The organism is Providencia sp. PROV182, from assembly GCF_028480325.1.
In the GTDB taxonomy this organism is placed as follows: domain Bacteria; phylum Pseudomonadota; class Gammaproteobacteria; order Enterobacterales; family Enterobacteriaceae; genus Providencia; species Providencia hangzhouensis.
The window spans coordinates 14,766-37,708 of the sequence record NZ_JAMPOL010000003.1 but is presented as its reverse complement, the minus strand read 5'-3'; the positions used below and the strand labels follow the sequence as shown (position 1 = coordinate 37,708).

The window sequence follows — 22,943 nt, the reverse complement described above, 5'->3', positions numbered from 1 at the left end:
TATTTCCCCCTCGTATTATTCTCAAGACAGCGTGTTATTTTTCATTAGGCTCAAATGACGCTAAGAATGTTCGCAATAACTGATTCAATGCTTGTTGCTCTTGTGGTGACAATTTAGCAACGAGGCGAGCTTGGTTTTGTGTATGTACTTCAATAAGTTGGTTGATTAGCGTTAAGCCTTCAGTTGTTAATGAAACCAAAAAACCGCGGCCATCATCCGGGTTGGTATGGCGGATGACTAACCCCGCTTTTTCTAATTGGTCTATTCGGTTAGTCATTGTCCCCGATGTAACCATCAACGTTGAGAGCATTTCCCCTGGGCTTAGCGTATAGGGGGCTCCTGCACGGCGCAAAGTTGCAAGCACATCAAAACTTGAACGGTTAAGACCAAACTGAGCGAAGACCTTTTCCATTTCCCGAGTTAAGTGGTACGCGACATTACCCAACCGACCAATTAATCCCATTGGGCTAATATCGAGGTCAGGGCGTTCTCTTTCCCACTGTTGAGTGATTTTATCTATTCTATCCATAGGTAAATAATGGCGGTTATTTATCTTGACGTCAAGGTAAAATACACATATCTTGAGGTCAAGATAAATTAAGAGAGTAGAAATATGGGTCGTATAACAGTTTTAGGATTGACTGCATTGGCACCGATTGTATGGGGGAGCACATACTTAGTGACAACAGAAATGTTACCCGCAGGGATACCATTAACATTGGCGGTATTGCGCGCTTTACCCGCAGGGTTACTATTGATACTCGTGCTGCGAAAACTTCCCGAGGGTATTTGGTGGTTACGTGTGGTGATATTAGGTGTTTTAAATTTTTCTTTATTTTGGTGGTTACTGTTTATTGCTGCGTATCGCTTACCTGGTGGTGTAGCTGCAACGGTTGGCGCCGTACAGCCATTAATTGTACTATTTCTAAGCTACTGGTTGTTAAATAATCGGTTATCAGCGGTATCCATTATCGCATCAATAGCGGGGGTATTCGGGGTAGCAATATTACTTTTAACACCGAATGCCGCCTTAGACCCTCTAGGCATTGTTGCAGGGTTAGCAGGCGCATTTTCAATGGCCGCAGGGACGGTTTTGAGTCGCCGCTGGCAGCCACCAGTGAGCGCTTTAACCTTTACTTCATGGCAATTAACTGCGGGAGGCTTAGTTTTATTACCATTTGCCATTGTGTTTGAGCCGGCTTTGCCACCGTTAAGTTCATTAAATTTAATCGGGTTGGGGTATCTAACGCTTATTGGTGGAGCATTGACTTACGCTTTATGGTTCCGTGGGCTTGCAATATTAGGCCCAAGTTCAGTTGCGTCACTGAGTTTCTTAAGCCCTGTGAGTGCGGTGGTTTTAGGGTGGTTTTATCTCAATCAACAACTTAGCACCTTGCAATTTATTGGTATGGTTGTCATTTTACTCAGTGTGTGGGCGAGCCAACGAGCGGAAACAAGAAAAGTCACTTTAGCTTATCAACGTTAAAGGTATTTTGATGGTTGCTTATTTGTTGTGCTAAGCAACCTTTTTTCCTGTGTTAATATCCATTAGAGTCTTCACTTGGATTATAAAAAAGTGACTAGTGACTAATATGTTATTTCCTGATGAAGATAATATCGTACAAATTGCACCAGAGGCTTTTTTACTCAAAGGTTTTTTACTGGGGCAAAGTGATGCATTATTGCAGTCATTAAGCAACGTTATTACTGCTAATCCATTAAGGCATATGGCAACACCCAATGGTTATCAAATGTCGGCAGCAATGACTAACTGCGGCGACTGGGGTTGGGTGACAGATAAAAAGGGATATCGTTATAGTCAGCGTGACCCTGTCACGAATCAGCCGTGGCAACCTATGCCGATTTCGTTTGTTCAATTGGCAACTTCAGCAGCGAGTACCGCTGGCTTCGAACATTTTATCCCTGATGCTTGCTTAATTAACCGGTATGCAGTTGGCGCTGCAATGTCATTGCACCAAGACAAAGACGAAGCCGATTTTACTCATCCAATTGTTTCTTTTTCTTTAGGGCTACCCACAATATTTGATTTTGGTGGGGCAACCCGAGATGCGCCTAAAATCGCTGTTTATTTAGAACATGGGGATGTCTTGGTATGGGGCGGTCGGTCACGGTTAAATTATCATGGAGTACGTCGTATTAAATCAGGTGTACACCCGTTGTTAGGGCCTTACCGCTATAACTTGACGTTTAGGCGTTCTCAACCTTAAATTCGCCTTTTACAATATTCCAATTTATCAATTAAATAGACCATGAATGACTTAATATTTCATCTCAGTAGATTAAATAATACTAATCGTTAAATTTAGTATTTATATAGAAAAAATATCATTGAATAATAAATTAGATACACCTATAAATGGTGGTTATAAATTAATATAACTAGGTATTGGTAGGTAAGTGAATGTATAGCTTTTTAAATGATTATAATGAAATAGCTCACCCTGCAGTTATGCAGATTTTAAATGATTTATCAGGAAAACGTTTCAAAGGTTATGGCACTGATGAGGTTTGTAGCAGGGTCGCGGCTCAAATTAGATTAAGAATTAGCCAACCTAGTGCTGATATTCATTTCTTTAATGGCGGTACAATTACTAATCTGACAACGATTTCCCATGTTTTACGACCTCACCAAGCGGTTATCACCGTGGATAGTGGGCATATCGCCGTTCATGAAACGGGGGCAATTGAAGCGACAGGACATAAAGTTATTACTGTTGATTCACCATCAGGCAAACTCGCACCAGAGCATATCATCAAGGTGCTGTCTGAACATAATGATGAACATACTGTCCAGCCTAAGCTTGTTTATATCAGTAATTCAACCGAAATTGGCACTGTTTACCGTAAACAAGAGTTAGTTGCGCTACGCGAGGTTTGTGACGCTCATAACTTACTGTTATTTATGGATGGTGCTCGCTTGTCTTCTGGTTTAATGTCGAAATATAGTGATTTAACCATTGAAGATGTCGCGAAGTTGACCGATATTTTTTACATCGGTGGAACGAAAATAGGTGCATTAACTGGGGAGATTTTGGTGCTTGTAAACCCTGCATTGCAATCAGATTTCCGTTTTAGTATTAAGCAAAAAGGTGGGCTACAAGCAAAAGGTTGGCTGCTCGCCGCCCAGTTCGAACCACTGTTTAATGATGATTTGTATTTTAAATTGGGAAGTCATCTTAATGAGATGGCATCACAACTCGCTTCATTTTTTGCTGAAAAGGGATTCCAATTTCTTGCGCCCGTAGAGTCAAACCAAGTTTTCGTTATTTTCCCAAATGCACTGGCGAATAAATTATTAACACACTATCAGTTAAGCTTAATTTGTAAGCCGACACCGGAAACCACGTGTATTCGTTTTTGTACCTCGTGGTCAACAACTCAGCAAGATGTAGACAAATTAAAGCAGACTCTCCAAGCTTTACTTTAGGTAATTATCATCCCAGTAAATATTTCCGATATTTCGCCTATATTTATTGGGTTTTATTTATCATGATAGTGGCTTATTGATGACGTTAATGAGCAATTTACCATGCCTTGGACTTTTTCCCATCCTGCAGTCGTTTTTCCGATAAAACAAAGTCGATTTGGGCATTTTTTAAGCTTACCTGCCTTAATTTTAGGTAGCCTAAGCCCAGATCTATTTTATTCAATGATGTGGTACTCGGCAGCCACTACGGCTCATGACTTGATAGGCTGGTTATATACTGGCTTACCATTGTGTTTACTCATCACTATTTTTGTACAAAAAAGTGTTTTTTTTCTCCACTATGCAGTGCCATTTCCCATAGAAAACAGGAGTGTAGGCTCATTTCGACAATTCTGTATTGTCGTGCTTTCCTTTTATATCGGTGCTGCAAGCCATATTATCTGGGATGCTTTTACTCATCAGTCAGGGGCTTTTGTTCGACACGCTGAATTTTTGCAGCTTGTCGTATTTAACATGACGGATAGCCAAGAAATTGCTATTTATAAATTACTGCAACACCTTGGCTCTTTATTGGGAGCGTTGTACTTGTTGATAAAATACACGCAGTACTACCGTCGGCAATCTGCAATTCAGCAGCAAGAGTATGCGAAAAAGTTAATGGCATTACTCAAGATTGCCATTGTTTCAGGATGTATTTCCTTACCATTTGCCTATAAATTAGCCATGAAAGGGGATGTGCTTAGTTTCAATCGCTTTGTATATTTAGAGCTAACACTGCTAGTTCCTGTTTTTTTTACAGCAAGTATATTGTTTGCACTGATAAAATATCAGCGCCAGCGAAAGGCCACGCAAGGTTAGCCTTTTGTGAATAATAACCCTGATAGCATAATATCGATGGCAGCGATACTTTTCTTTAATCGCTGTTGACTATCACCTTGTGAAATCCAATATGCTGCTTCTGCGAGACCGCCATTAATTAAAAAAGCCAATGCATGGGTATCAATATCTTTAATAATGCCTTTTTTGGCAAGATCATAAAGTAAGCGTTCAATCTGTTCGGTACACTGTAAGTTTGATTTAGCTAAAAAATCGCCTAATACAGCTTTCGCGTCACGCAAAATAATTTGTTGGTATTCGGGCTCTAATGCCATTTCTAAGTAAGCATGACAGCGTTGACAGAAACTGTTCCATAAGTCTTCAGTATGGCGAGTAATTCCTTGTAACCGTGCGTTCATTTGTGAGTCGATTTGCTCAACAACGGCAGTAAATAAGCCTTGTTTGTCGCCAAAGTGGTGGTAAAGGGCACCGCGTGTGAGATTAACGCTTGCTGCAATTTCATCCATTGAAGTTTCTGCATAGCCAAGTCGGCTAAAGTGCTCTCGTGCTGTAGTTAGCAAATTTGCACGTGTTTCCGCCATTTGCGCTTGTGTTCTTCTTGCCATTAAAAACCTCTTACATACATGGCGTATAATTATTTACATTCAATGTGTATGATTATATCATAATTATACATACGCATCGTATGTATAATTAAATTTCATTTTGGAGTTCATATGATAGGTCGCTATCAGCAGTTATTTCAGGCAAAAGAAAACCAGCACTTTGTGATAGCAGGGTTATTGGCACGTTTAGCGTTACCAATGATGGGGATCGGGATCATTACCCTGTTAGCACAATTGAAAGGGAGCTATACCTTGGCAGGGCTTGTTTCTGCCACCTTTGTATTAACTTATGCGTTGCTATCTCCGCAAGTCTCCCGCTTAGTGGATAAATTTGGTCAATTTCGCGTCTTGCCGGTGGTAACTGCTGTCAGTGTACTCGGTGTTTTTATTATCATCATCACTACGTGGTTATCACTACCCGATATCGGCTTATTTATCGGGGCACTGTTAACGGGAGCAATGCCAAGTATGTCTGCCATGGTAAGGGCAAGGTGGACAGCACAGTATAAAGATCAGCCCGTATTACAAACGGCGTATTCATTAGAAACCGTATTTGATGATGCCACTTTTATTGTTGGCCCACCGTTATCTGTCGGGATCAGTGTTGCTTTATTTCCTCAAGCGGGTTTACTGGTTGCAGCGATTCTACTCGCTGTGGGGATGGCATTGTTTATTTCACAACGCAGCACTGAACCTAAAGTAGTTGTATCTGATCATCTTGTAATGCCGAATAAATCAATTATTTCAATGGTTGGATTGCAGTTATTGATTGTGTTGATGGTTGCTTTAGGTGTGATTGTTGGCAGTGTGGATATCTTGAGTGTCACTTTGGCTCAATTACAACAGCAACCGGCGATGGCCAGTTTAGTGTTATCGGCCTATGCAGTCGGTTCATGTGCAATGGGGATCGTATTTGGAGGGTTAACCTTTAACACACCTTTGCCACGCTTACTCTTCCTCAGCGGCTTAATGACGTTTCTTTCTATTGTACCAATGTGGTGGGTCGTAGGGGTTTATTCTTTATCTGTGGTGGTGTTTATTTCAGGGTTGTTCTTTGCACCGACGATGATCATTGCAATGACATTAGTTGAGAAAATTGTTCCGCAAAATAAATTAACAGAAGGAATGACCTGGTTACTTGCTGGGTTAAATATCGGTGTTGCAATTGGTGCAATGTTAACGGGTAAAATGGTGGATACCTACGGCCCTTACGCAGGTTACGCCGTTGCTATCTCTGGCGGTGTTTTAGTTTTAATTTCAACATGGTTGAGTTACTTACGCGATAAAACCCAACAAAAAGTAGCAGTTGAATGCGAAAATGGCCATTAAAAACAACGAAAAAATAAACCATGTAGTGATAAAATCATAAAAAATTATTTAATGAGGTAACCTAATGCACTCTCCAGTATTTCGAGCGGCCACACTCGGTGATGTTGACTCCTGTTATGCGATTGAAGTCGAATCCTATGAAGGGGATGAAGCGGCAACAAGAGAAAAAATAGCCACGCGTATCCAACAATATCCAGACGGTTTTTTATGTATGGAATTAGCTGGAGAAGTGGTTGGTTTTATTAATGCGGGTTGTGCATGGGAGGTTGTAATGTCTGATGAGGAATTTAAAGAACTCATTGGACATGACCCAAAAGCACCGAATGTCGTTATTATGTCAGTGGTCGTGCATCCCAAATATCAAGGTAAAGGTTATTCGTCCTTACTGATGAAAACATTTATTAATTCCATGAAGGAGAAGAATAAAGAAACAATTCATCTTATGTGCAAAGAACGCCATATTGACCTGTATAAGCACTTTGGCTACCAATATGTTAAACCGTCAGAATCCGATCATGGTGGAATGACGTGGCATGAAATGGTGATGAAATTGTAAAATGTATTTTCTTAAGCCTGTGATTTTGTTGTCTGGTATCATATCTCATTATATATAATCACTATTCGGGAAATCATAATGATAATTTGGGTAGATGCGGATGCATGTCCAAAAGTAATTAAAGAGGTTTTATACCGTGCAGCAGATAGAGAAAAAGTGCAAATAACATTTGTTGCAAACCAGCGTTTAACGGTACCTCCGTCACCTTTTTTAAAAACCTTACAGGTACCTGCAGGGTTTGATGTAGCTGACAATGAAATTGTGTTGCGAGCCCAAAAAGATGATTTAGTGATCACCGCAGATATCCCATTGGCCGCAGAGGTTATAGAAAAGGGCGCGAATGCATTAAACCCTCGAGGAGAACGCTATAGCGAAGCTACCATTCGTGAGCGCCTTAATATTCGTGATTTTATGGATACCATGAGAGCCAGTGGCATCCAAACTGGGGGGCCTGCAAGTTTAAACCAGAAAGACAGGCAGCAATTTGCTAATGAATTAGATAAATGGTTGTTGCAACGTAAAAAATCATTAGCGTCATCATAAGCCAGCACATTTTCTGATTTAAGCTCAGAAAATGTGCATAGTAAAACAGAATTACTCTCTATGCCGTGACTATAATGGTTAACCTTAAATTTTTGAAGAAAAATAATGGATCCATTACACAGCATTATCATCACGCTATTCTTATTTATACTGACCTTTTTTAATCCTGGGGCAAATTTGTTTATTGTGGTGCAAACCACATTAAGCTCAGGTAAAAAAGCGGGGTTAACCTGTGGCTATGGCGTGGTATTAGGCAATGCCATTTATTCAGGTCTCGGTTTATTTGGTTTGGTCACATTAATGGCGGAATTCGGCTCATTATTCTCACTCATTAAGATTCTGGGTGGTTTATATTTACTTTATTACGCAGTGAGTGTTTTCAATAACAAAACACAACTCAATCTGTCCACCGAAAATACCATGGAAAGTTTTCCATCAGGTGTCTACTTTAGGCGGGGTTTGATTTCTGATTTATCAAACCCACAAACCGTTTTATTTTTTATGAGTATTTTTTCAACGACTATTTCCCCATCAACACCATTATGGACTAAGTTAGTTATTTGGATGGGAATTGTTGTTGCATCACTAATTTGGCGGATAATTTTATGCCAAACATTCTCTTTAACCTCTGTGCGTAGAACTTATTCACGCGTTCATAAAGTTGTCGGCAAAGGCGTCGGGCTAATTCTTGGAGGATTGGCTACAAGGTTGATTTACCAAGGGGTTAGCGAGCTGGTAGTAAAAAAATCACCATTCTAGGTTTTATGATCATGTTCAAGCCATTACGATATAAAATAGCCTCAGACTCCATACGATGAGGCTATTTGTGGTGAAAGAAAATGCATCATTGTTGATCAGTTAGCCAATGTTCAACTTCTTTATAATTACCACGGAAAATGATGCGATGCTGCTTTTTACTTAATTGATAGCAATACATTGGGTCATAGTATTCATTCAACAATGGAATTAACCACGAAAAATGTGTTTGGGTATCACCGGTTGTTTTTTGGTCTGCTAAAGCAAGATCAAGTAAATGGGTTAATTCGATTGTCCGCTGTGAGCCTAAACGTTTGCGAATGGCTAATAGGCCATGGTGCAGATAGTCACTATATTCCTGCCAGCCTCGCTCAAAACCAAAAGTTGCTAAAAAATCTTGCGTCATACGATCAAAATATTCATATTTTAAACGCTCAAGACGTAGCTCAAAGGGGTCTTCAATAATAGCGATTGGCGCTTTTTCCATTTGTGTGCGTAGTTCAAGAGGTAGGCTATTTGCACCAATGGCACGTCCCTCATCTTCCAGTACCCAATGTTGACAGTATTGGGCTTTCTTCAATAAAGCGACCGCTAAGTAATTTTCAAACGTGGCTTGGGAGTGTTGTTGTTGTAATGTACGGCCAAAAGAAGAACCTCGGTGATGTGCGAGACCTTCTAAATCAATTCCGTTCGCGAGTTGATGGACTAAAGTGGTTTTACCATTACCGGTACAGCCGCCCACTAAAACGATAGGCCGCTGAACCAGCTCATTGACGGCATCAATTGCAGTTTGTCGCAATGCTTTATAACCACCGTTAATAAGAGGGTATTCAATTCCCACCTCTTTTAGCCACGATTGCACGATATGGGAGCGCATTCCACCACGCGCACAGCAAATATAACCATGGGTATTTTGTTGGCAGGCTTCTTTCCACGCTGTGATCCGCGCAATTTTAATATCACCACTGACAAGTTGGTGGCCTAACTCAACGGCTTTAGTAGAACCTTGTTGTTTATAGCATGTACCAACGGCAGCACGTTCATCATCATTCATCAACGGAAGGTTAATCGCATTAGGCATCGACCCTTGTTGAAATTCGATAGGAGCTCTGACATCGATGAGTGGTGTGTCAGTAGTTAAGATTTGGCGAATATTTTGCGAAGACGAGGTTAATTCCATAATAACAGCGAGATTCTTTAAAGTTGCAATGAGATTACTATACTCTTAATCCTATTGCTTGGCATTAATGTTAGGCTTAAAACAATGGTTAGTGTTTTATTGCCTAATAATGATATATTGTTGTTAGGTATTTTAATATGAGTAAGGGGTAATACAATGAAGATGTTAACGATTCAAGAAATGACCGAAACTCAAAAAATCCAAGTGCGTACAAGGCTTGCTCAAGAAAGGAAAAAACTTGGCCGTGAATTAACAAATTCCGAGCAGAGCAAAGTAAGAAAACAAATCATTACCGAAATATCTCAAGAAGTCGAAAAACAAGCGAAAAAATTACGGGCAGAAAAGAAAAAAGATAAGTTAGTTCCCAGCGATACAAGTTACAGTTGGTCTTCTCAAAATCATAAAAGAGGGTATCGCTAATTTTTAATCAGAGTGTTCCGCTAGTGATTTGCATTAAGTAATTGTAATTTTACGTTATTCAAATCATTAAAAGACCTCAAAAATGAAAAAGATTGCGTTATTATTATTGTTATTCAGTAGTTTTACTGTCGCAAAATCTAATTATCATGGGAAACCATCCCGTAATGATTCTGTTGTTGTACATGTTTGCGCTTTATCTCCTTTTTCTAACTTCTATGCAGAAGCTGCAATGTCTGAGCAAACAGCGCGACACAAAACCTCTCGACGCTGTGAATTAGGGCAAGGGCAAGGCAGTATTTTCTGTAAAGCTCAAGATGCGAAATGCAGCACCAGTAAATTATCGTTTGGTGATCAATATATTGAAGAAAGCCTAATTGTTTACGCTAAATCGTGGCAAAAGGGCGATTATATTGAAGTATTTGACGATATTCCGTATCTTTCCCGTCACCATTTCTCAGATAAAATAGCCTCTTATACTATCCCTGACGGCTGGATTGTCCGTTTTTACGAAGGCGATAATTATACTGGCAAATACCATACAGAGATGGGCGGTTCGCACAATACGCTAGGATATAGCCAAAAAACTCGCTCAATCAAAATTATGAAACGACCTTAAAAAAGTCGTCGACTGTTATTGCTGGTGGCTCTATTGTTCTCTTTTTTTATTGACGGCTAGATTGAAATTAACTTTTTTATTCTGATTACGGATATGTTCTTTAATTTCTTTCTCTAATAGAGGTAAATCACCCGTACGAATTTTGTCTAATAGCACATGGTGTTCTTGGATAATTTCTTCCATTGGCTTAGTGAATGTTGATATTCCAATAATAATAGTGAGTTGTTTTGCCACATTTTCCCATAAAGACGTTAATGTCTTATTACCGCTTAGTTCACATAATGTACGATGAAAATGGACATCGCTTAAAGAAAAAAGATAGCTATCTTCGAGTGTTGCCGCTTTGGTCATTTGATTAATGCATTCTGTTAATTCAGTAATACATTGCGTATCTAAATGTTTTTCCTGAGAAATAAATCGCCTGACGGCATGTAACTCTAATAGAACTCTTACCTCTATAAGCTCATCAAGACGTGCTTCAGAAACGGGTGCCATGCGAATGCCTTTAAAAGGCTCGTTGATAACAATACCTTGACTTTCGAGAACGCGGAGAGCTTCTCTAACTGGAACGCGGCTTACGTTCATTTTTTCAGCTATTTCTTTTTCAACAATACGATCACCGGGCAAAATATAACCACGAGTGGCAGCTTCAACCAACCTGTCAACTACATCGTCAGTCAGTGTTCTTGCTTTAATAGGCTGCCAGTAATCGTCTTTTGCCGTTTTATCTAAAAAAAGATTTTTTTTACTATCAGTCATCGTGAATGCCTATAAAATTTTTATTAATCAAGTAGTAATGATTTTAGTTATTCAAAATTTGCTCTAATAAAACTACCACATCATCAAATCATAGACCACAAAAACATAAGAATGGCAGTCAGAAGCTATATCGAACAAACTCGATTTAGATCACAATTAAAGCAATTGAATATTGTATACAATCTTACAGTCTAGTTTAATGCACCCAATTAATAAGCTGTTATTGAAAGAAAGAGTGAAGGAAAAAATGATGGATAAACGATTGGAAGAGATAAAAATTACTGAGATTGTTGCCGTTCCACTATTTGGAGAAAGCCCTAAGGGGGGCTGGTCAAATGAAATAAAGCCAGAAGATCCTATTCATGCCATCATTGCAGTTCATACTGATGCGGGTATTACAGGCTATGGCAGTGTATTTACTGATGGTCGTTTGGTTGAAGCTGCTATCCCAGTATTAGCGTCTTTGTGTCTTGGTGAAAGTGCATTGCAGCCGGAGCGAGTATCTGAAAAGTTAAGACAAAATACTTTTTGGATGGGACGTGGAGGTACACTAACACACACAATTAGTGGGATCGACATTGCACTGTGGGATATTCTAGGTAAAGCAACAGGGCTACCAGTAAGCACTCTATTAGGAGGGAACTACCGGTCAAAAGTTCAACCTTATTGTTCGTTGCTGATGGAAAAGCCAGATGTTATGCACAAGGTGATCCTAGAATATAAGTCATTAGGATTTAAAGCATTCAAAATTGGTTGGGGACCTTTTGGCCGCTGTAATGACCAACAATTAGACCGCGCAATTGTTGAAGCTGCAAGGGATGCAGCAGGGCAAGATTCCCAACTATTTGTTGATGCAGGAGCGAGCGATGCATATTGGCCGAATGGCTTAAAATGGGCAATCCAAACCTCACACATGTTAGCTGAATATCAGGTAGGTTGGTTTGAAGAAGCTTTACGACCTGATGATATTGAAGACTTCAAAGTGCTGCGTAAAGAGAGCCCTGTAGCCATTTCAGGAGGTGAAGTGTTAACTCGCCGTCAAGCTTTCTTGCCATGGTTATCGCAAGGAGCGTTTGATATTGTTCAGCCGGATGTGACTAAAGTCGGTGGAATTTCTGAGCAACGCCGAATCGCATGGCTAGCGGATGAGTTTGGCGTGAAATATGTCGGCCATGGCTGGAATACGGCAATGGGGCTTGCTGCTGACTTACAAATGGCAGCCGCTTTCCCACAAGTGGATTATGTCGAATTTATTGGTGGTAGCCAATATATTGATGGCATCGTTAAAACGCCTTTCAAGGTTGACGAACAAGGTTACCTTACAATACCAAATACACCAGGTCTGGGTATTGAGTTGGATATCGAGAAGCTCGCTAAATTCACGATAAATCCTGAACGTTTATTTAAGTAACTAAAGTTATTAGCCAGAAAGAAGCCTCTTTCTGGCATCCATTTATATAAAGGTCTGGTTACTATGAAATATAAAAATAAAGGTACAAAAGTCAGATTTTCGATAGCAATTTTAATGACACTCGCAATTGTTATTAATTATCTAGATAGAACGGTGATGTCAGCAGCAGCACCAACGATCTCAGCAGAGTTACAAATATCCCCAGAGATGATGGGGTGGATTATGTCTGCCTTTTTTCTTAGTTATGCTCTTTGCCAAATTCCTGCTGGCTTTATTGCAGACAAATATGGACAAAGGAGAACATTGGCAGGGTCTGTATTATGGTGGTCGCTAGCTACCGCAGCAACAGCATTAGCTAAAACCCCGTTAAGCTTTATTTCAACGCGTATTTTAATGGGAATGGGAGAGGCTGGAGCCTATCCGTGTAATAGTGGTATTGCAGCAAAATGGTTCCCGGATAGGGAACGCGGTAGGATCACTGCATTATTTGATAGTGGCTCAAAATTTGGTACTGCTTTTGCAATGCCATTAGTGGTGTGGATTATTGCTAAATGGGGCTGGGAAGCGGCATTTATTATTTGTGGAGCCCTAGGCGTTATTTGGGTATTTGCTTGGCTTAAGGTTTATCACGATCCTGAACAACATCCTAAAATTAGTGCCGAAGAACTTGCTTATATTCGAGAAGGGCAAGTTAAAAAAGAAGGCATCGATAATATCCAACCAATGAAATGGTACCAATTAATTCGCTATCGTAATGTTCAAGCAATGTGTATTGGTTTTTTCATGTTGGATTATGCTATTTATTTCTTTATTACTTGGTTTCCTGCTTATTTAATGATGGAGCGGGGGATGAGCCTTGAAGAAATGGGGTTTGCAGCAATGCTCCCCCCACTATGTGGTATTGCTGGGCAGTGGTTGGGCGGTTGGGTTACTGACTATTTGTTTATCAAATATAATAATGTCAGCCTCGCTCGCAAAATCCCGATTGTAGGAGGAATGTTAATTGCTACGAGTATTGCATTTTCAGGCTTAGTTGAATCAGTGACGTTAATGATGACATTATTATGTTTATCTTACGCAGCTCTTGCATTTGCCGCATCTGCTATTTGGTCTTTACCGGGAGATGTCGCCCCACGCAATATGACTTCAGTATTAGGTGGCATGCAAAGTGCTGTATCTAACTGCGGTGGAATATTAGGCCCAATAGTAACAGGGTATATTATTGCAGCAACGGGATCATTTATATGGGCTTTAATTGTTTCGGGAATTGCTTGTGCTATTGGGGCATTGGTTTATTTAATTATGTTAAGAGATATTAAGCCAATTGTACCCATCGAAAACAATGAAGAACAAGTGCGTTAATATAAAATAAATAACCGCAGAACAAAAATATTGGATTTTAAATAATGTTTATTTTCGATAAGACTATAAATGCCAAGAATACTTCGCCTGGAACATTACGGAAGGTATTTTTTGGCAGTGAAAACATGACGATAGCAAAGGTGTCATTAACTATAGGAACAATTGGTGAACTTCACGAACATCCACACGAACAGATGAGTTATATCATATCCGGCTCATTTAATTATCGTGTTGGTTTAATAGAAAATAGAGTTAATAGTGGTGATGTTATTTATATTCCATCTAATGAAAAACACCAATGTGAATGTTTAGAGAGCGGGGAAATATTAGATATATTTGTCCCGATGAGAAAAGACTTTCTTATAGAGAATTAAAGATTTTTATATGACCAAGCGGCAACAATTTTGTTAGCCGCTTTTATCTATTTTTGAGTCTAATAAGCCACGTTCCATATTAGTAGATAAGGAGACGCATTCAGAAATTGGATTGATATTACTAGTAAGTAAAGATGGAAAGGTTTTAGATGCCAAGGATACATTTGTGAAGATTAAGTTATTCAATTTTTAAAATAGGCTATCGGACCGATAGGGATGAAGATGTGTACTTGGAGTAAGCCATGTTATGGCATTATTGAGTCACTATATTCTATTTAACATAATATGCATTATGCGAACCTAAGTTGTAGAGGCTCAATGCTAATGTCTAATCCTGGCTCAATCTAAATGTCTGCACTATATTTATCTATGGGGTTAACCTTTCTTTTTTCGACGTGGGGAAAGAAAAAGGATATTTCAACTTTGCTGAAAGGCGGACATTTTAACTTAGCCTTGACATAAGTGTGAAACGAAGAAATACAGCGTTTTGGCTGGTTAATTCCGTGTTGGTTCTTTTTAGCTTCGTTATAGTCGTTCATGAACTTAGCCATTGCCAAAAATGATTTTTCACTAATCCAAACAGTTTTCACCTAATTCATTCCCTATAAATTATCGCTGAAAGATTCTTTCGTCTTCGACCATTAAACTATTAAATTGCTATTAGATCGAACAATTAAAACCCTGTCAACCAGTGGCGCAAGCGCGGTTTCGTGGCACTTAATATGTCCCCCCATTGTATCGGCGAATTGGTATTTAATTTCCTTTGAAAAATCGGCGTGTCGCCTCACATATCTATCGACATAAAAGTTGAGAAATTTGATTTAAGATTAACCAATATGCTACTATTCTGTCTACATAAAACAACATAGGTTATTGAAATAAATGTCTAATATAATTTATTTAAAGCTAACTGGTGAACGACAAGGTTTAATTTCAAGAGGCTGTGGAACTGAGGATTCTATAGGGAATAAAGGTTTTTATCATCATGAAATTTTGAAAGATAAAAACCTATTATTTAAATTAGCTTTTTCTTTATTTTAGCTTATTATAAATGATATTTTTCAGAATGAACATCCCGATAAATAAAATCAGAAAAATAATTAAAGTACCCCCCTCACTTTCAATCCCTAGATCTTTTAGGAAAAAATAGATCGATACAGATATGGTAGCTGAAAAAAACAAGTTTACCCAAATAAATAACTCTAAAAAAATCAAATCTAAAATACCACTAAGAAAATCACGCATGTTATTTACCTGTTCTAGCATTATTAATTAACTCATTAAAAGCCAAGTATAAATTATCTAAAACCAGCTTGTTATCCCCTGAAGAAATTAAATTTAATATCTTTTCAAAGAATGGTTCAGCAAAATAATATAACATATTAATGTTTTTTTCTTTTAACTTATTAAAAACAACCGGATGATTTCTATACAGCCTTCTGGATGAAGCGGACATTTTTTCAACAATTCCATACCCAGATAGAACTAAAATAGGAGTACCTAAGGAACCTCTAATGACTGCCGCTTTAGATAAGTTATTTAGAATAATAATTGCAATAAGATTAGATAGTGTATATACCAATATATCTTTAACTAGCATTTTTGCTGAAAATCTTTCTAAAATATTCTGTGGACTTTTATAATTAAAGTAAGGGCTGAAATTTGTTGCATTATTTATAAATCCTGACAAAGTTGAATACAACTTGCTTCTAAAATAATTCTTTATTTCCTGTGATATGGTTTTATCTTCAATTAGCCCATTATCTACCAAAACTTTTAATATGACTTCTAATTTCTCATTGGATGAAATATCAATAATTGAATTAAAAATAGTTGATACTAAATCGGATATTACATCATAATATTTAAATGGTGAAGTTACAATTCGATATAAAATTATTAGTATTTGTAATTCTTCTTCATTCATTGTCTGCCTTAGGGCTGTTCTTAACGGAATTAAATTATGTTCAAAATAACGAGAATGAAAGGGATTTAATTTAGATGGATTCATAGAGAACTCTCTCAACGATGCTCTACTTACACCTTGATATATATCATTTACAACACTTGCTCCTAATTCTGCCGCATCATCAGTAAGCTGCATCCATTGTTCAGTATTTTTAGAGCGATATATCCATCCTTCATCAAAATCTTCCATTGCCATTTTTGTTTCCTTTTGATTTATTTTTTAGTTGTTAATGCATTATAAATTTCACTTAGGTTATATGCAATCAAAACCCTTTTAACGATATCCGCCCCCGCTGACGTAATGAACGGACACCGTTTTCTGGCTAAATTCCCTAATGTCATCAACTGCAGTAGCCAATGGATATACGGGACTATTTTTTAAAGCGACTTTAAGCTTTATCTGTTATCAACAAATATTAAAATGCAATACCATGCCACTTAACTCAATTTTCAATTTTATACCAATAATTGGTTCTTGGAGCTCAACTATGAAGATACCTGCTCGATTAGCAAGTAGCCTGCTGGTTGCTACATTATTTAATTCTCATTATATTTTTGCAGAAACCTTATTAAATCAACCTGTTGAACTTAACCACGCAACTGTATTCTTACGTGGCGCCGAATTAGATAACACCGTGACACTGTCACTTAATAAGGGTGAGAGTTCCGTTGTTCTCACTAATATTGCGAATAATATTGACCCGCGTACATTATCGATTAATCTTAAACATGATGATGTGGTTATTCGCTCCGTTAATCTTCAAAAAATAGCAACTGAAGCTAATTATCCAATTGCTATTGTTGAACTTTTGGAACAGAAAAAACTATTAAGTCAGCAAATAGAAACATTGAATATTGCAATTAAAGTAGGTGAAGAACAATTAAGCTTATTGAAAGATCACCGCTTTTTTGGGGAAAATACAGAGCAAACACTAGAAGAATCCGCCCAAAAATTAAATTTTATGCGTCAGCAGATGTCTAATATTTTACAAGATCAACAAGAACACCAGTTGGAATTAGTTGAACTGCAAGAAAAAGCCGCGTTATTGCAGGCAAAAATTGATGAAAATATGCCCTCTTCAATTGGCGAACAAAGCCAAATTGTCTTATCTATCGATGCGAAAAAGCCAGTTACCACAGAGTTGCAAGTTTCTTATTTAACACCTGATGCTGCTTGGTCTCCGAGTTATGATCTCCGTAGCTTAAATTCGCAATCCCCTATTGTTTTAACGTACAAAGCGGATATAGTGCAAAATACAGGCATTGATTGGGATAAAATTAACTTAACACTTTCAACGATTAACCCCTCTAAAAATATCATGCCTTCTGTCTTACAACCTTGGCGTTTGTCCGTTTATGATAATAATGCTCAAATAGCGAGTCAGGCTCGAATGAGAATGCCAGCAGCTCCAGTAGCAATGTATGAAGAAAGTCATGTTAGTGAGAAAAAGAAGACAATCAATTCAGGAATAGCAGACTTTGTTACAACGTCTAATAACGGTATCAATTTAAATTACCAAATCGCCCTGCCTTACTCGCTAAAAAGTACGATCAAGCCGAATTCGCTCACCATCAAACAACAACATATTGATGTTAAATATAAATATACCGCCACGCCAAAATTAACTGAAGAAGTGTTCTTACAAGCGAATATTGAAGATTGGCAATCACTTAACCTATTGAATGGTAATGCTAATATATATTATGGAAATACTTATATAGGCAATTTCATGGTCAATGCTAATCAATTGGTTGACTCATTGGTAGTACCTTTTGGGGTCGATAAGAATATTCAGGTTTCCCGTGAACCAAATGAAAAAATAAAGAAAAAACCGAGTTTTATGGGGTCAACAATCCAACAAACAGAAAGTTACTTGGTTAAAGTAAAGAATATGCATACGAAACCCGTTGAAGTAACAGTTTATGACCAAATTCCAGTGAGTGAGGATAGCGATATAAAAGTGTCTGCAATAGAGGATAAAAATGCGGTCACCAACAAAAGCACCGGTGAAATAACATGGGATATCACCTTAGAACCTAATGAAGAAAAGCAAATCTCATTCAGTTATACATTGAGCTACCCAAAAGACAAACAAATATTGGGGTTGTAACAATTTTTGTGGTTCCCAATAGATAGCGTTAAAATGAAATCACGCTAACACGACAATAACAACTATGAGGTTTTCAATGATTATTTTAGTAACAGGTGCTTCTTCTGGTTTTGGTGAATCAATTGCCCGTCGATTTATCAAACATAATTACACTGTTATTGGTACAGGACGTAGAACAGAACGTTTAGAAGCCCTCCATAAAGAGTTAGGTGATAAATTTTATCCGTTAACTTTAGATATCCAAGATAGAAAAGCAATCCATGATTCGATTGCAAATTTACCTGCACATCTCAAAAAAATCGATGTTTTAGTAAATAATGCAGGTTTAGCATTAGGTTTAGAACCTGCATTTGACGCCAATCCTGATGATTGGGACGTTATGATTAATACAAATACTAAAGGTTTAGTGAATATGACTTATGAAGTGCTGCAAAACATGGTAGCCGAAAATCATGGCCATATTATTAATATTGGCTCTACGGCGGCGAGCTGGCCTTACAAAGGTGGCAATGTTTACGGTGCAACCAAAGCCTTTGTTAAACAGTTTTCACTTGGTTTACGTGCTGATTTACAGGGGAAAAAAATCCGAGTGACTGATATTGAACCAGGCCTAGTCGGTGGAACAGAATTTTCAAATATTCGCTTTAAAGGAGATGATGATAAAGCGGCTAGTACTTATCAAGGCGCTGACGCTCTAACCCCTGAAGATATCGCGGAAACGGTATACTGGGTTGCCACATTACCTGCACATATGAATGTAAATACATTAGAATTGATGCCTGTTTGCCAAACTTTTGCAGGTTTAACAGTACATAAACAGATTTAATTTTTAGTACTATTCTATACAGACGCACTGACACTTTTTTAGCTATACTCAGGTTATCTGTCCTGTTTAGTAAGGAATTTACATGAGTTCACACAAAATGTTGAAAACTGGCTTAACTGCGATTTGTTTATGTCTCCCTTTACTTTGGGCTACATCGTCTTCTGCGGCACAATCCACGACATCATGCACTGCAGGCAGTACTTGCGTTTCTGTGGGCAAAGGCGATGACTCTCTTAATAAAGAGCAAGCGCGTCAAGAAAAGGAACAATGGGATGATACCCGTATGTTGCGCAAAAAGGTTAATACTCGTACCGAAAAAGAGTTTGATAAAGTAGATCAGGCTTTTGATGCAAAAGATAAATGCGAAAAAAGCCTCAATCTAAATGCTTACTGGGAACCGAGCACTAAACGTTGCCTTGATGTAAGTAATGGCCGTCCAATTAATAATCCATAACCTTATAATAGGTTGTCTTATGGAGCTGTTGATCAAGGAGAGAAGATGAAAAAGAAATTGTTGTTACCCTTATTTGCACTGGTGCTAGTGCCAGTTTTTGCCCAAGCTTCATGTGAAAGTGTGATTGAGGAAATTAAACAAAAGATTATCAATAATGGCGTTCCTGCTGATAACTTTAGTTTGGTTGCAGTGCCTAATGATGAAGTTGACTCGTCTAAAGGCCAAGTTGTCGGGCACTGCCAAAATGATTCTTATAAAATCATTTATACTCGTCACTAGGTTACAATTTAGATAGAATCAAGGGCGCTATTTGATGATGGCGCCCTTTTTCTTTTATTGCTTATTAAGTAATTAGTTAGGAATAGCGATAAGTTCTTGCAGTTTATCTGTATTGAGGTAATGCCCTAACTCTTTTTCTTCAGGGCGCAATAAATATGGAATTTCTCCAATTAATGGAGCCTTAATATGATGTTGCAACCGGTCAATTATTTGGGCGTAGTGTGCCAACCCTGGGTTGATGCGGTTTGCCATCCAACCTATTAATGGTAACCCATCGGCTCGAATTGCATCAGCGGTTAATAATGCATGATTAACACAGCCATGTTGAATACCGACGACTAAGATAACACCGACCGGCTGATCTTTTAACCAGTCCGCATAAAAAGTATTATCATCAAGTAGATAGCGCCATCCCCCATTACCTTCGATAACAACCATATCGCATTGATGATGTAAATGGTCTAACCCATGCTTTATTTTATTAAAATCAATGCTATTTTCATGACTGTAATTATCTGTGATACGCACAGGATTAACTTCATCATAGGAAACAAGGTCTTGAGAAACACTGTGGATTAGCAATGCATCTTTATTTCTGATTCCTTCAGGGGTATCAATGCATTGATCCGCAATAGGTTTATAGCCCACGGCTTTAATTCCTTGGCTATTTAGTGCTTGCAGGATGGCAAGCGTCGATACTGTCTTCCCGACATCTGTATCTGTCCCGGTAACAAATAGATTGATCATGGTCTTTTTCTATCCTGAAGTGACAGACTTATACAGCAATAAGCTGCAAAAATGATATGGATTCAGTTTATTGGAATGGGTAAGTGAGAAGTTTGCGTTAGCTCAATTTTGTGTACGATAGTATAAATATTATCGAATTGTTTTAGCCTTGTAATAGTTGTAGTAGTAGAGAACCATCATATAACGCTCTCTGTATTAATGACGTTTCACTATCCTTAACGGTAAATATGGATTTTTCTATTACTAAATTAGATGAATATAGAGGGATCGTATGTTTGTTTATATGATTATGTAAACATTCTAAAAATAACTCAGAATCTTGATTCAATGGGGAGTTTACCAAAATTAGCTCGCTCCCCAATAAATTCACCATCAATCCTAATGGTTTTGCCAACCGTTGAGCAACCTGATTAATAAGATAAACACAAAGGCTATCGTTTGATATTGCTCCAGAGCAAATGTTATCAATTGAGATATTTTTCTGATGTAAATGCGAATCAGGGTAGTTTATTAGCAAACTTTCAGCTAGGTGTAATATTGCAGGAATAGAAGTTTGGGTTTCCAAGCAACCATCGCTACCACAATAGCAAAAGTTATGGTTACAAGGTTCACATTGGGTATGGCCGAACAAAATAGGCCGATGGGTATTTGTATCTAATGTTGTTCCATGGCTTAGCACCATGACATTAACAACATCTTGTAGCTGTAAGTAAATAATATTTTTTTCTTTTCTTTTCTCTTGATGAGAGAAATGATCCATTAACGCTAAAGCATCCACAGGAGGGTGTAAATAAACTGGTAAACCGGTTTGCTTGGTAAGAGATTCCGCTATGGCCAGTTGGTGGATTTTAAAAGATGGATGCTGATAAATAACACCTGTATGAGGATCTAATATACCATCAATAAGAATGCTAATTGCAGTGACTCTTTCTAATATTTTTTGATGGCTAGCAAAAAATTGACTGATTAATTCAGTAAGCGAATCCATGAATTCACTATTGCCTAACGGTGTGAATGGATATTCTGTTTGAGCCAAGGTAACTGCGTTAATTTCTTTCAAGGAAATAATCAGTTTCTGGCCTTCAATACGGATCGCTAGAAATTGCCACCCTTCACTTTCAATTACCAGCCCTACAGCTGGACGCCCACGTAAACCAAGCACTGGAAACTCTAACTCTTTGATTAAGTGAGCATCCATAAGTTCACGTGTAATTTTAGTGATACTGGCAGGCGCAAGCTGAGCCTGTTTTGACAAGGCAATACGCGAAATTGGACCATGTTGATCAATGATACGATATACAATACCCGTATTTAACTGTTTGATTTGGTCAATGTGACCAGTTTGATTCACCATGGTAATAATTCAATTCCTTTATAAAGCAATGAGTTATTATGCCTTAATCTGTGTATGAATGATTTCGTTTACATTGAAAATGTGAACTAGCTCACTCTTGGTTGCCAACAATGTTGGCCATCAAAAGATTTGTTAATTTTTTGGCTACGGCAGGTAACGTTCTACGAGTATTGTAGACTAACCAAACTTCAGATGAAGCATTAATATTAGTGAGTTTTAAGTATTTTACACCATCAATTTTCATTCGTGTGAATGATTCTGTAATCACAGAAATTCCCATTCCCGCGGAAACTAATCCTAAAATGGTCATGGCTTCCCCCGCTTCTTGAGAAATGGTGGGTACCACTCCCGCAGATGTTAACAATTGATTTATTTCATCATATAGTGCGGTACCAACATCACGTTCAAAGAAAATGAATGGATAATCAGCAAGTTGTTGAATATCAACACCAACATCAATAAATTCTAATAATGGATGGCCTTCATAGACGGCAACCATAAATGGTTCTTTAAATAATAGTTGGTAATCCAATTGTTCTGGTAACACTGTATTTCTCATAATGCCAATATCAATTCGCCCCGTAATTAATGGCGCTATCTGTTGTTTGGTATTCATCTGATGCATATGAATAGAAACTTCAGGGTAAGCTTCCCGATACTGCCGTAAACTCATGGTAACTTTGTGCATAAATGGCGTAGTTGACGTAAATCCAATAGATAACTCCCCAAGTTCGCCTTTTTCCATGCGAGCTGCTTTTGTCGCAGCCGCATCGACTTGAGCTAAAATTTGATATGCCTCTTTTAAGAACATTGCCCCCGCAGGCGTTAACGCAACGTTTCGATTATTCCTTTCTAACAATTTTGCATTAACTTTCTCTTCAAGCATTTGTATTTGCTGGCTTAAAGGGGGCTGTGAAATATGCAGACGTTCAGCTGCCTTGCCAAAATGAAGCTCTTCAGCGACAGCAATAAAGTATCGAAGATGTCTAAGTTCTATACTCATCTTTT

Annotated in this window: 26 protein-coding genes; 18 read left to right on the top strand and 8 right to left on the bottom strand. The window is 38.2% G+C overall.

From position 1 onward, the window contains the following. Positions 1 to 34: 34 nt before the first annotated feature. Positions 35 to 529, bottom strand: coding sequence for a MarR family winged helix-turn-helix transcriptional regulator (locus PR834_RS02145; protein ID WP_004254353.1), 495 nt, complete (start codon positions 527 to 529; stop codon positions 35 to 37). A gap of 84 nt (positions 530 to 613) precedes the next feature. On the opposite strand from PR834_RS02145, the gene PR834_RS02140 reads away from it, so the two are divergent. The 4 genes from PR834_RS02140 to PR834_RS02125 all read left to right on the top strand — a co-directional run bounded on the left by PR834_RS02140 (position 614) and on the right by PR834_RS02125 (position 4,306). Next, on the top strand, positions 614 to 1,486 hold the full coding sequence (locus PR834_RS02140) for an EamA family transporter (protein ID WP_272536353.1): 873 nt from the start codon (positions 614 to 616) through the stop codon (positions 1,484 to 1,486). A 106-nt stretch (positions 1,487 to 1,592) separates the two neighbouring features. Continuing rightward, entirely contained in the window at positions 1,593 to 2,228 is a 636-nt protein-coding gene (gene alkB / locus PR834_RS02135) for a DNA oxidative demethylase AlkB (protein ID WP_080544462.1), read from the top strand. Positions 2,229 to 2,422: 194 nt separating this feature from the next. Then, positions 2,423 to 3,448: a threonine aldolase family protein gene (locus tag PR834_RS02130; RefSeq protein WP_262960710.1), complete on the top strand. Its 1,026-nt coding sequence runs from the start codon at positions 2,423 to 2,425 to the stop codon at positions 3,446 to 3,448. Between the two features lie 102 nt (positions 3,449 to 3,550). Beyond that, on the top strand, positions 3,551 to 4,306 hold the full coding sequence (locus tag PR834_RS02125) for a DUF4184 family protein (RefSeq protein WP_272536352.1): 756 nt from the start codon (positions 3,551 to 3,553) through the stop codon (positions 4,304 to 4,306). On the opposite strand, the gene PR834_RS02120 is transcribed toward PR834_RS02125, so the two are convergent. Then, complete coding sequence (locus PR834_RS02120) at positions 4,303 to 4,890, bottom strand: TetR/AcrR family transcriptional regulator (RefSeq protein ID WP_196724921.1); 588 nt, start codon at positions 4,888 to 4,890, stop codon at positions 4,303 to 4,305. The two genes, PR834_RS02125 and PR834_RS02120, sit on opposite strands and share 4 nt — an antisense overlap. A gap of 111 nt (positions 4,891 to 5,001) precedes the next feature. Here PR834_RS02120 and PR834_RS02115 point away from each other — a divergent pair, with 111 nt between their 5' ends. From PR834_RS02115 to PR834_RS02100, 4 genes are all read left to right on the top strand, one after another. Beyond that, positions 5,002 to 6,219, top strand: coding sequence for an MFS transporter (locus tag PR834_RS02115; protein WP_262960712.1), 1,218 nt, complete (start codon positions 5,002 to 5,004; stop codon positions 6,217 to 6,219). Between the two features lie 64 nt (positions 6,220 to 6,283). Continuing rightward, entirely contained in the window at positions 6,284 to 6,775 is a 492-nt protein-coding gene (locus PR834_RS02110) for a GNAT family N-acetyltransferase (RefSeq protein ID WP_110591730.1), read from the top strand. Positions 6,776 to 6,853: 78 nt separating this feature from the next. Next, positions 6,854 to 7,318: a YaiI/YqxD family protein gene (locus PR834_RS02105; RefSeq protein ID WP_004254330.1), complete on the top strand. Its 465-nt coding sequence runs from the start codon at positions 6,854 to 6,856 to the stop codon at positions 7,316 to 7,318. A 105-nt stretch (positions 7,319 to 7,423) separates the two neighbouring features. After that, positions 7,424 to 8,077 carry a LysE family transporter gene (locus tag PR834_RS02100; protein WP_094960558.1) on the top strand — a complete coding sequence of 218 codons (654 nt, stop codon included), beginning with the start codon at positions 7,424 to 7,426 and terminating at the stop codon, positions 8,075 to 8,077. A gap of 85 nt (positions 8,078 to 8,162) precedes the next feature. Here PR834_RS02100 and mnmH read toward each other — a convergent pair whose 3' ends face one another. After that, entirely contained in the window at positions 8,163 to 9,254 is a 1,092-nt protein-coding gene (gene mnmH, locus PR834_RS02095; protein WP_144140053.1) for a tRNA 2-selenouridine(34) synthase MnmH, read from the bottom strand. A 156-nt stretch (positions 9,255 to 9,410) separates the two neighbouring features. On the opposite strand from mnmH, the gene PR834_RS02090 reads away from it, so the two are divergent. After that, positions 9,411 to 9,674, top strand: coding sequence for a DUF3811 domain-containing protein (locus PR834_RS02090; protein WP_094960556.1), 264 nt, complete (start codon positions 9,411 to 9,413; stop codon positions 9,672 to 9,674). 82 nt (positions 9,675 to 9,756) lie between these two features. Next, entirely contained in the window at positions 9,757 to 10,290 is a 534-nt protein-coding gene (locus PR834_RS02085; protein WP_094960555.1) for a beta/gamma crystallin-related protein, read from the top strand. Between the two features lie 30 nt (positions 10,291 to 10,320). Here PR834_RS02085 and PR834_RS02080 read toward each other — a convergent pair whose 3' ends face one another. Beyond that, entirely contained in the window at positions 10,321 to 11,049 is a 729-nt protein-coding gene (locus PR834_RS02080) for a GntR family transcriptional regulator (protein ID WP_164561009.1), read from the bottom strand. A gap of 247 nt (positions 11,050 to 11,296) precedes the next feature. Between PR834_RS02080 and PR834_RS02075 the strand changes: the two genes are divergently transcribed. From PR834_RS02075 to PR834_RS02060, 4 genes are all read left to right on the top strand, one after another. Next, entirely contained in the window at positions 11,297 to 12,460 is a 1,164-nt protein-coding gene (locus PR834_RS02075; protein ID WP_262960713.1) for a mandelate racemase/muconate lactonizing enzyme family protein, read from the top strand. A 63-nt stretch (positions 12,461 to 12,523) separates the two neighbouring features. Beyond that, the gene (locus tag PR834_RS02070; RefSeq protein WP_198633371.1) at positions 12,524 to 13,822 is read left to right on the top strand and encodes an MFS transporter; all 1,299 of its coding nucleotides are present in this window, start codon (positions 12,524 to 12,526) and stop codon (positions 13,820 to 13,822) included. 44 nt (positions 13,823 to 13,866) lie between these two features. Continuing rightward, positions 13,867 to 14,196, top strand: a complete 330-nt coding sequence (locus PR834_RS02065; protein WP_272536351.1) for a cupin domain-containing protein — start codon at positions 13,867 to 13,869, stop codon at positions 14,194 to 14,196. A gap of 882 nt (positions 14,197 to 15,078) precedes the next feature. Next, a complete protein-coding gene (locus PR834_RS02060; protein ID WP_272536350.1) occupies positions 15,079 to 15,237 on the top strand; it encodes a hypothetical protein in 159 nt (52 codons plus the stop codon). 205 nt (positions 15,238 to 15,442) lie between these two features. On the opposite strand, the gene PR834_RS02055 is transcribed toward PR834_RS02060, so the two are convergent. Continuing rightward, complete coding sequence (locus tag PR834_RS02055; RefSeq protein ID WP_164561005.1) at positions 15,443 to 16,360, bottom strand: hypothetical protein; 918 nt, start codon at positions 16,358 to 16,360, stop codon at positions 15,443 to 15,445. A gap of 292 nt (positions 16,361 to 16,652) precedes the next feature. Between PR834_RS02055 and PR834_RS02050 the strand changes: the two genes are divergently transcribed. From PR834_RS02050 to PR834_RS02035, 4 genes are all read left to right on the top strand, one after another. After that, positions 16,653 to 18,275 (top strand): DUF4139 domain-containing protein, encoded by a 1,623-nt coding sequence (locus tag PR834_RS02050; protein WP_168697680.1) that lies wholly within the window; start codon positions 16,653 to 16,655, stop codon positions 18,273 to 18,275. 76 nt (positions 18,276 to 18,351) lie between these two features. After that, positions 18,352 to 19,101, top strand: a complete 750-nt coding sequence (gene ydfG / locus PR834_RS02045) for a bifunctional NADP-dependent 3-hydroxy acid dehydrogenase/3-hydroxypropionate dehydrogenase YdfG (RefSeq protein ID WP_140172176.1) — start codon at positions 18,352 to 18,354, stop codon at positions 19,099 to 19,101. An 82-nt stretch (positions 19,102 to 19,183) separates the two neighbouring features. Next, positions 19,184 to 19,555, top strand: a complete 372-nt coding sequence (locus PR834_RS02040) for a DUF1283 family protein (RefSeq protein WP_036957730.1) — start codon at positions 19,184 to 19,186, stop codon at positions 19,553 to 19,555. Between the two features lie 45 nt (positions 19,556 to 19,600). Further along, the gene (locus PR834_RS02035; protein WP_036957728.1) at positions 19,601 to 19,834 is read left to right on the top strand and encodes a DUF1161 domain-containing protein; all 234 of its coding nucleotides are present in this window, start codon (positions 19,601 to 19,603) and stop codon (positions 19,832 to 19,834) included. 72 nt (positions 19,835 to 19,906) lie between these two features. Here the strand turns inward: PR834_RS02035 and bioD are convergent, their stop codons facing one another. From bioD to PR834_RS02020, 3 genes are all read right to left on the bottom strand, one after another. Beyond that, the gene (gene bioD, locus PR834_RS02030; protein WP_004254308.1) at positions 19,907 to 20,581 is read right to left on the bottom strand and encodes a dethiobiotin synthase; all 675 of its coding nucleotides are present in this window, start codon (positions 20,579 to 20,581) and stop codon (positions 19,907 to 19,909) included. Positions 20,582 to 20,723: 142 nt separating this feature from the next. After that, positions 20,724 to 21,935, bottom strand: coding sequence for an ROK family protein (locus PR834_RS02025; protein ID WP_094960553.1), 1,212 nt, complete (start codon positions 21,933 to 21,935; stop codon positions 20,724 to 20,726). Positions 21,936 to 22,026: 91 nt separating this feature from the next. Next, entirely contained in the window at positions 22,027 to 22,938 is a 912-nt protein-coding gene (locus tag PR834_RS02020; RefSeq protein ID WP_036957727.1) for a LysR family transcriptional regulator, read from the bottom strand. Positions 22,939 to 22,943: the final 5 nt, after the last annotated feature.

Excerpts from the sequence above, each read along its gene's own strand:
- PR834_RS02090 (WP_094960556.1), top strand. The coding sequence starts at position 9,411 with ATGAAGATGTTAACGATTCAAGAAATGACCGAAACTCAAAAAATCCAA.
- PR834_RS02125 (WP_272536352.1), top strand. The coding sequence starts at position 3,551 with ATGCCTTGGACTTTTTCCCATCCTGCAGTCGTTTTTCCGATAAAACAA.
- PR834_RS02025 (WP_094960553.1), bottom strand. The coding sequence starts at position 21,935 with ATGGTGAATCAAACTGGTCACATTGACCAAATCAAACAGTTAAATACG.
- alkB (WP_080544462.1), top strand. The coding sequence starts at position 1,593 with ATGTTATTTCCTGATGAAGATAATATCGTACAAATTGCACCAGAGGCT.
- PR834_RS02120 (WP_196724921.1), bottom strand. The coding sequence starts at position 4,890 with ATGGCAAGAAGAACACAAGCGCAAATGGCGGAAACACGTGCAAATTTG.
- PR834_RS02130 (WP_262960710.1), top strand. The coding sequence starts at position 2,423 with ATGTATAGCTTTTTAAATGATTATAATGAAATAGCTCACCCTGCAGTT.
- PR834_RS02050 (WP_168697680.1), top strand. The coding sequence starts at position 16,653 with ATGAAGATACCTGCTCGATTAGCAAGTAGCCTGCTGGTTGCTACATTA.
- PR834_RS02145 (WP_004254353.1), bottom strand. The coding sequence starts at position 529 with ATGGATAGAATAGATAAAATCACTCAACAGTGGGAAAGAGAACGCCCT.
- PR834_RS02080 (WP_164561009.1), bottom strand. The coding sequence starts at position 11,049 with ATGACTGATAGTAAAAAAAATCTTTTTTTAGATAAAACGGCAAAAGAC.
- PR834_RS02100 (WP_094960558.1), top strand. The coding sequence starts at position 7,424 with ATGGATCCATTACACAGCATTATCATCACGCTATTCTTATTTATACTG.
- PR834_RS02085 (WP_094960555.1), top strand. The coding sequence starts at position 9,757 with ATGAAAAAGATTGCGTTATTATTATTGTTATTCAGTAGTTTTACTGTC.
- PR834_RS02040 (WP_036957730.1), top strand. The coding sequence starts at position 19,184 with ATGAGTTCACACAAAATGTTGAAAACTGGCTTAACTGCGATTTGTTTA.
- mnmH (WP_144140053.1), bottom strand. The coding sequence starts at position 9,254 with ATGGAATTAACCTCGTCTTCGCAAAATATTCGCCAAATCTTAACTACT.
- PR834_RS02020 (WP_036957727.1), bottom strand. The coding sequence starts at position 22,938 with ATGAGTATAGAACTTAGACATCTTCGATACTTTATTGCTGTCGCTGAA.
- PR834_RS02060 (WP_272536350.1), top strand. The coding sequence starts at position 15,079 with ATGTCTAATATAATTTATTTAAAGCTAACTGGTGAACGACAAGGTTTA.
- PR834_RS02035 (WP_036957728.1), top strand. The coding sequence starts at position 19,601 with ATGAAAAAGAAATTGTTGTTACCCTTATTTGCACTGGTGCTAGTGCCA.
- PR834_RS02140 (WP_272536353.1), top strand. The coding sequence starts at position 614 with ATGGGTCGTATAACAGTTTTAGGATTGACTGCATTGGCACCGATTGTA.
- PR834_RS02110 (WP_110591730.1), top strand. The coding sequence starts at position 6,284 with ATGCACTCTCCAGTATTTCGAGCGGCCACACTCGGTGATGTTGACTCC.
- PR834_RS02055 (WP_164561005.1), bottom strand. The coding sequence starts at position 16,360 with ATGGCAATGGAAGATTTTGATGAAGGATGGATATATCGCTCTAAAAAT.
- PR834_RS02115 (WP_262960712.1), top strand. The coding sequence starts at position 5,002 with ATGATAGGTCGCTATCAGCAGTTATTTCAGGCAAAAGAAAACCAGCAC.
- PR834_RS02105 (WP_004254330.1), top strand. The coding sequence starts at position 6,854 with ATGATAATTTGGGTAGATGCGGATGCATGTCCAAAAGTAATTAAAGAG.
- ydfG (WP_140172176.1), top strand. The coding sequence starts at position 18,352 with ATGATTATTTTAGTAACAGGTGCTTCTTCTGGTTTTGGTGAATCAATT.
- bioD (WP_004254308.1), bottom strand. The coding sequence starts at position 20,581 with ATGATCAATCTATTTGTTACCGGGACAGATACAGATGTCGGGAAGACA.
- PR834_RS02075 (WP_262960713.1), top strand. The coding sequence starts at position 11,297 with ATGATGGATAAACGATTGGAAGAGATAAAAATTACTGAGATTGTTGCC.
- PR834_RS02065 (WP_272536351.1), top strand. The coding sequence starts at position 13,867 with ATGTTTATTTTCGATAAGACTATAAATGCCAAGAATACTTCGCCTGGA.
- PR834_RS02070 (WP_198633371.1), top strand. The coding sequence starts at position 12,524 with ATGAAATATAAAAATAAAGGTACAAAAGTCAGATTTTCGATAGCAATT.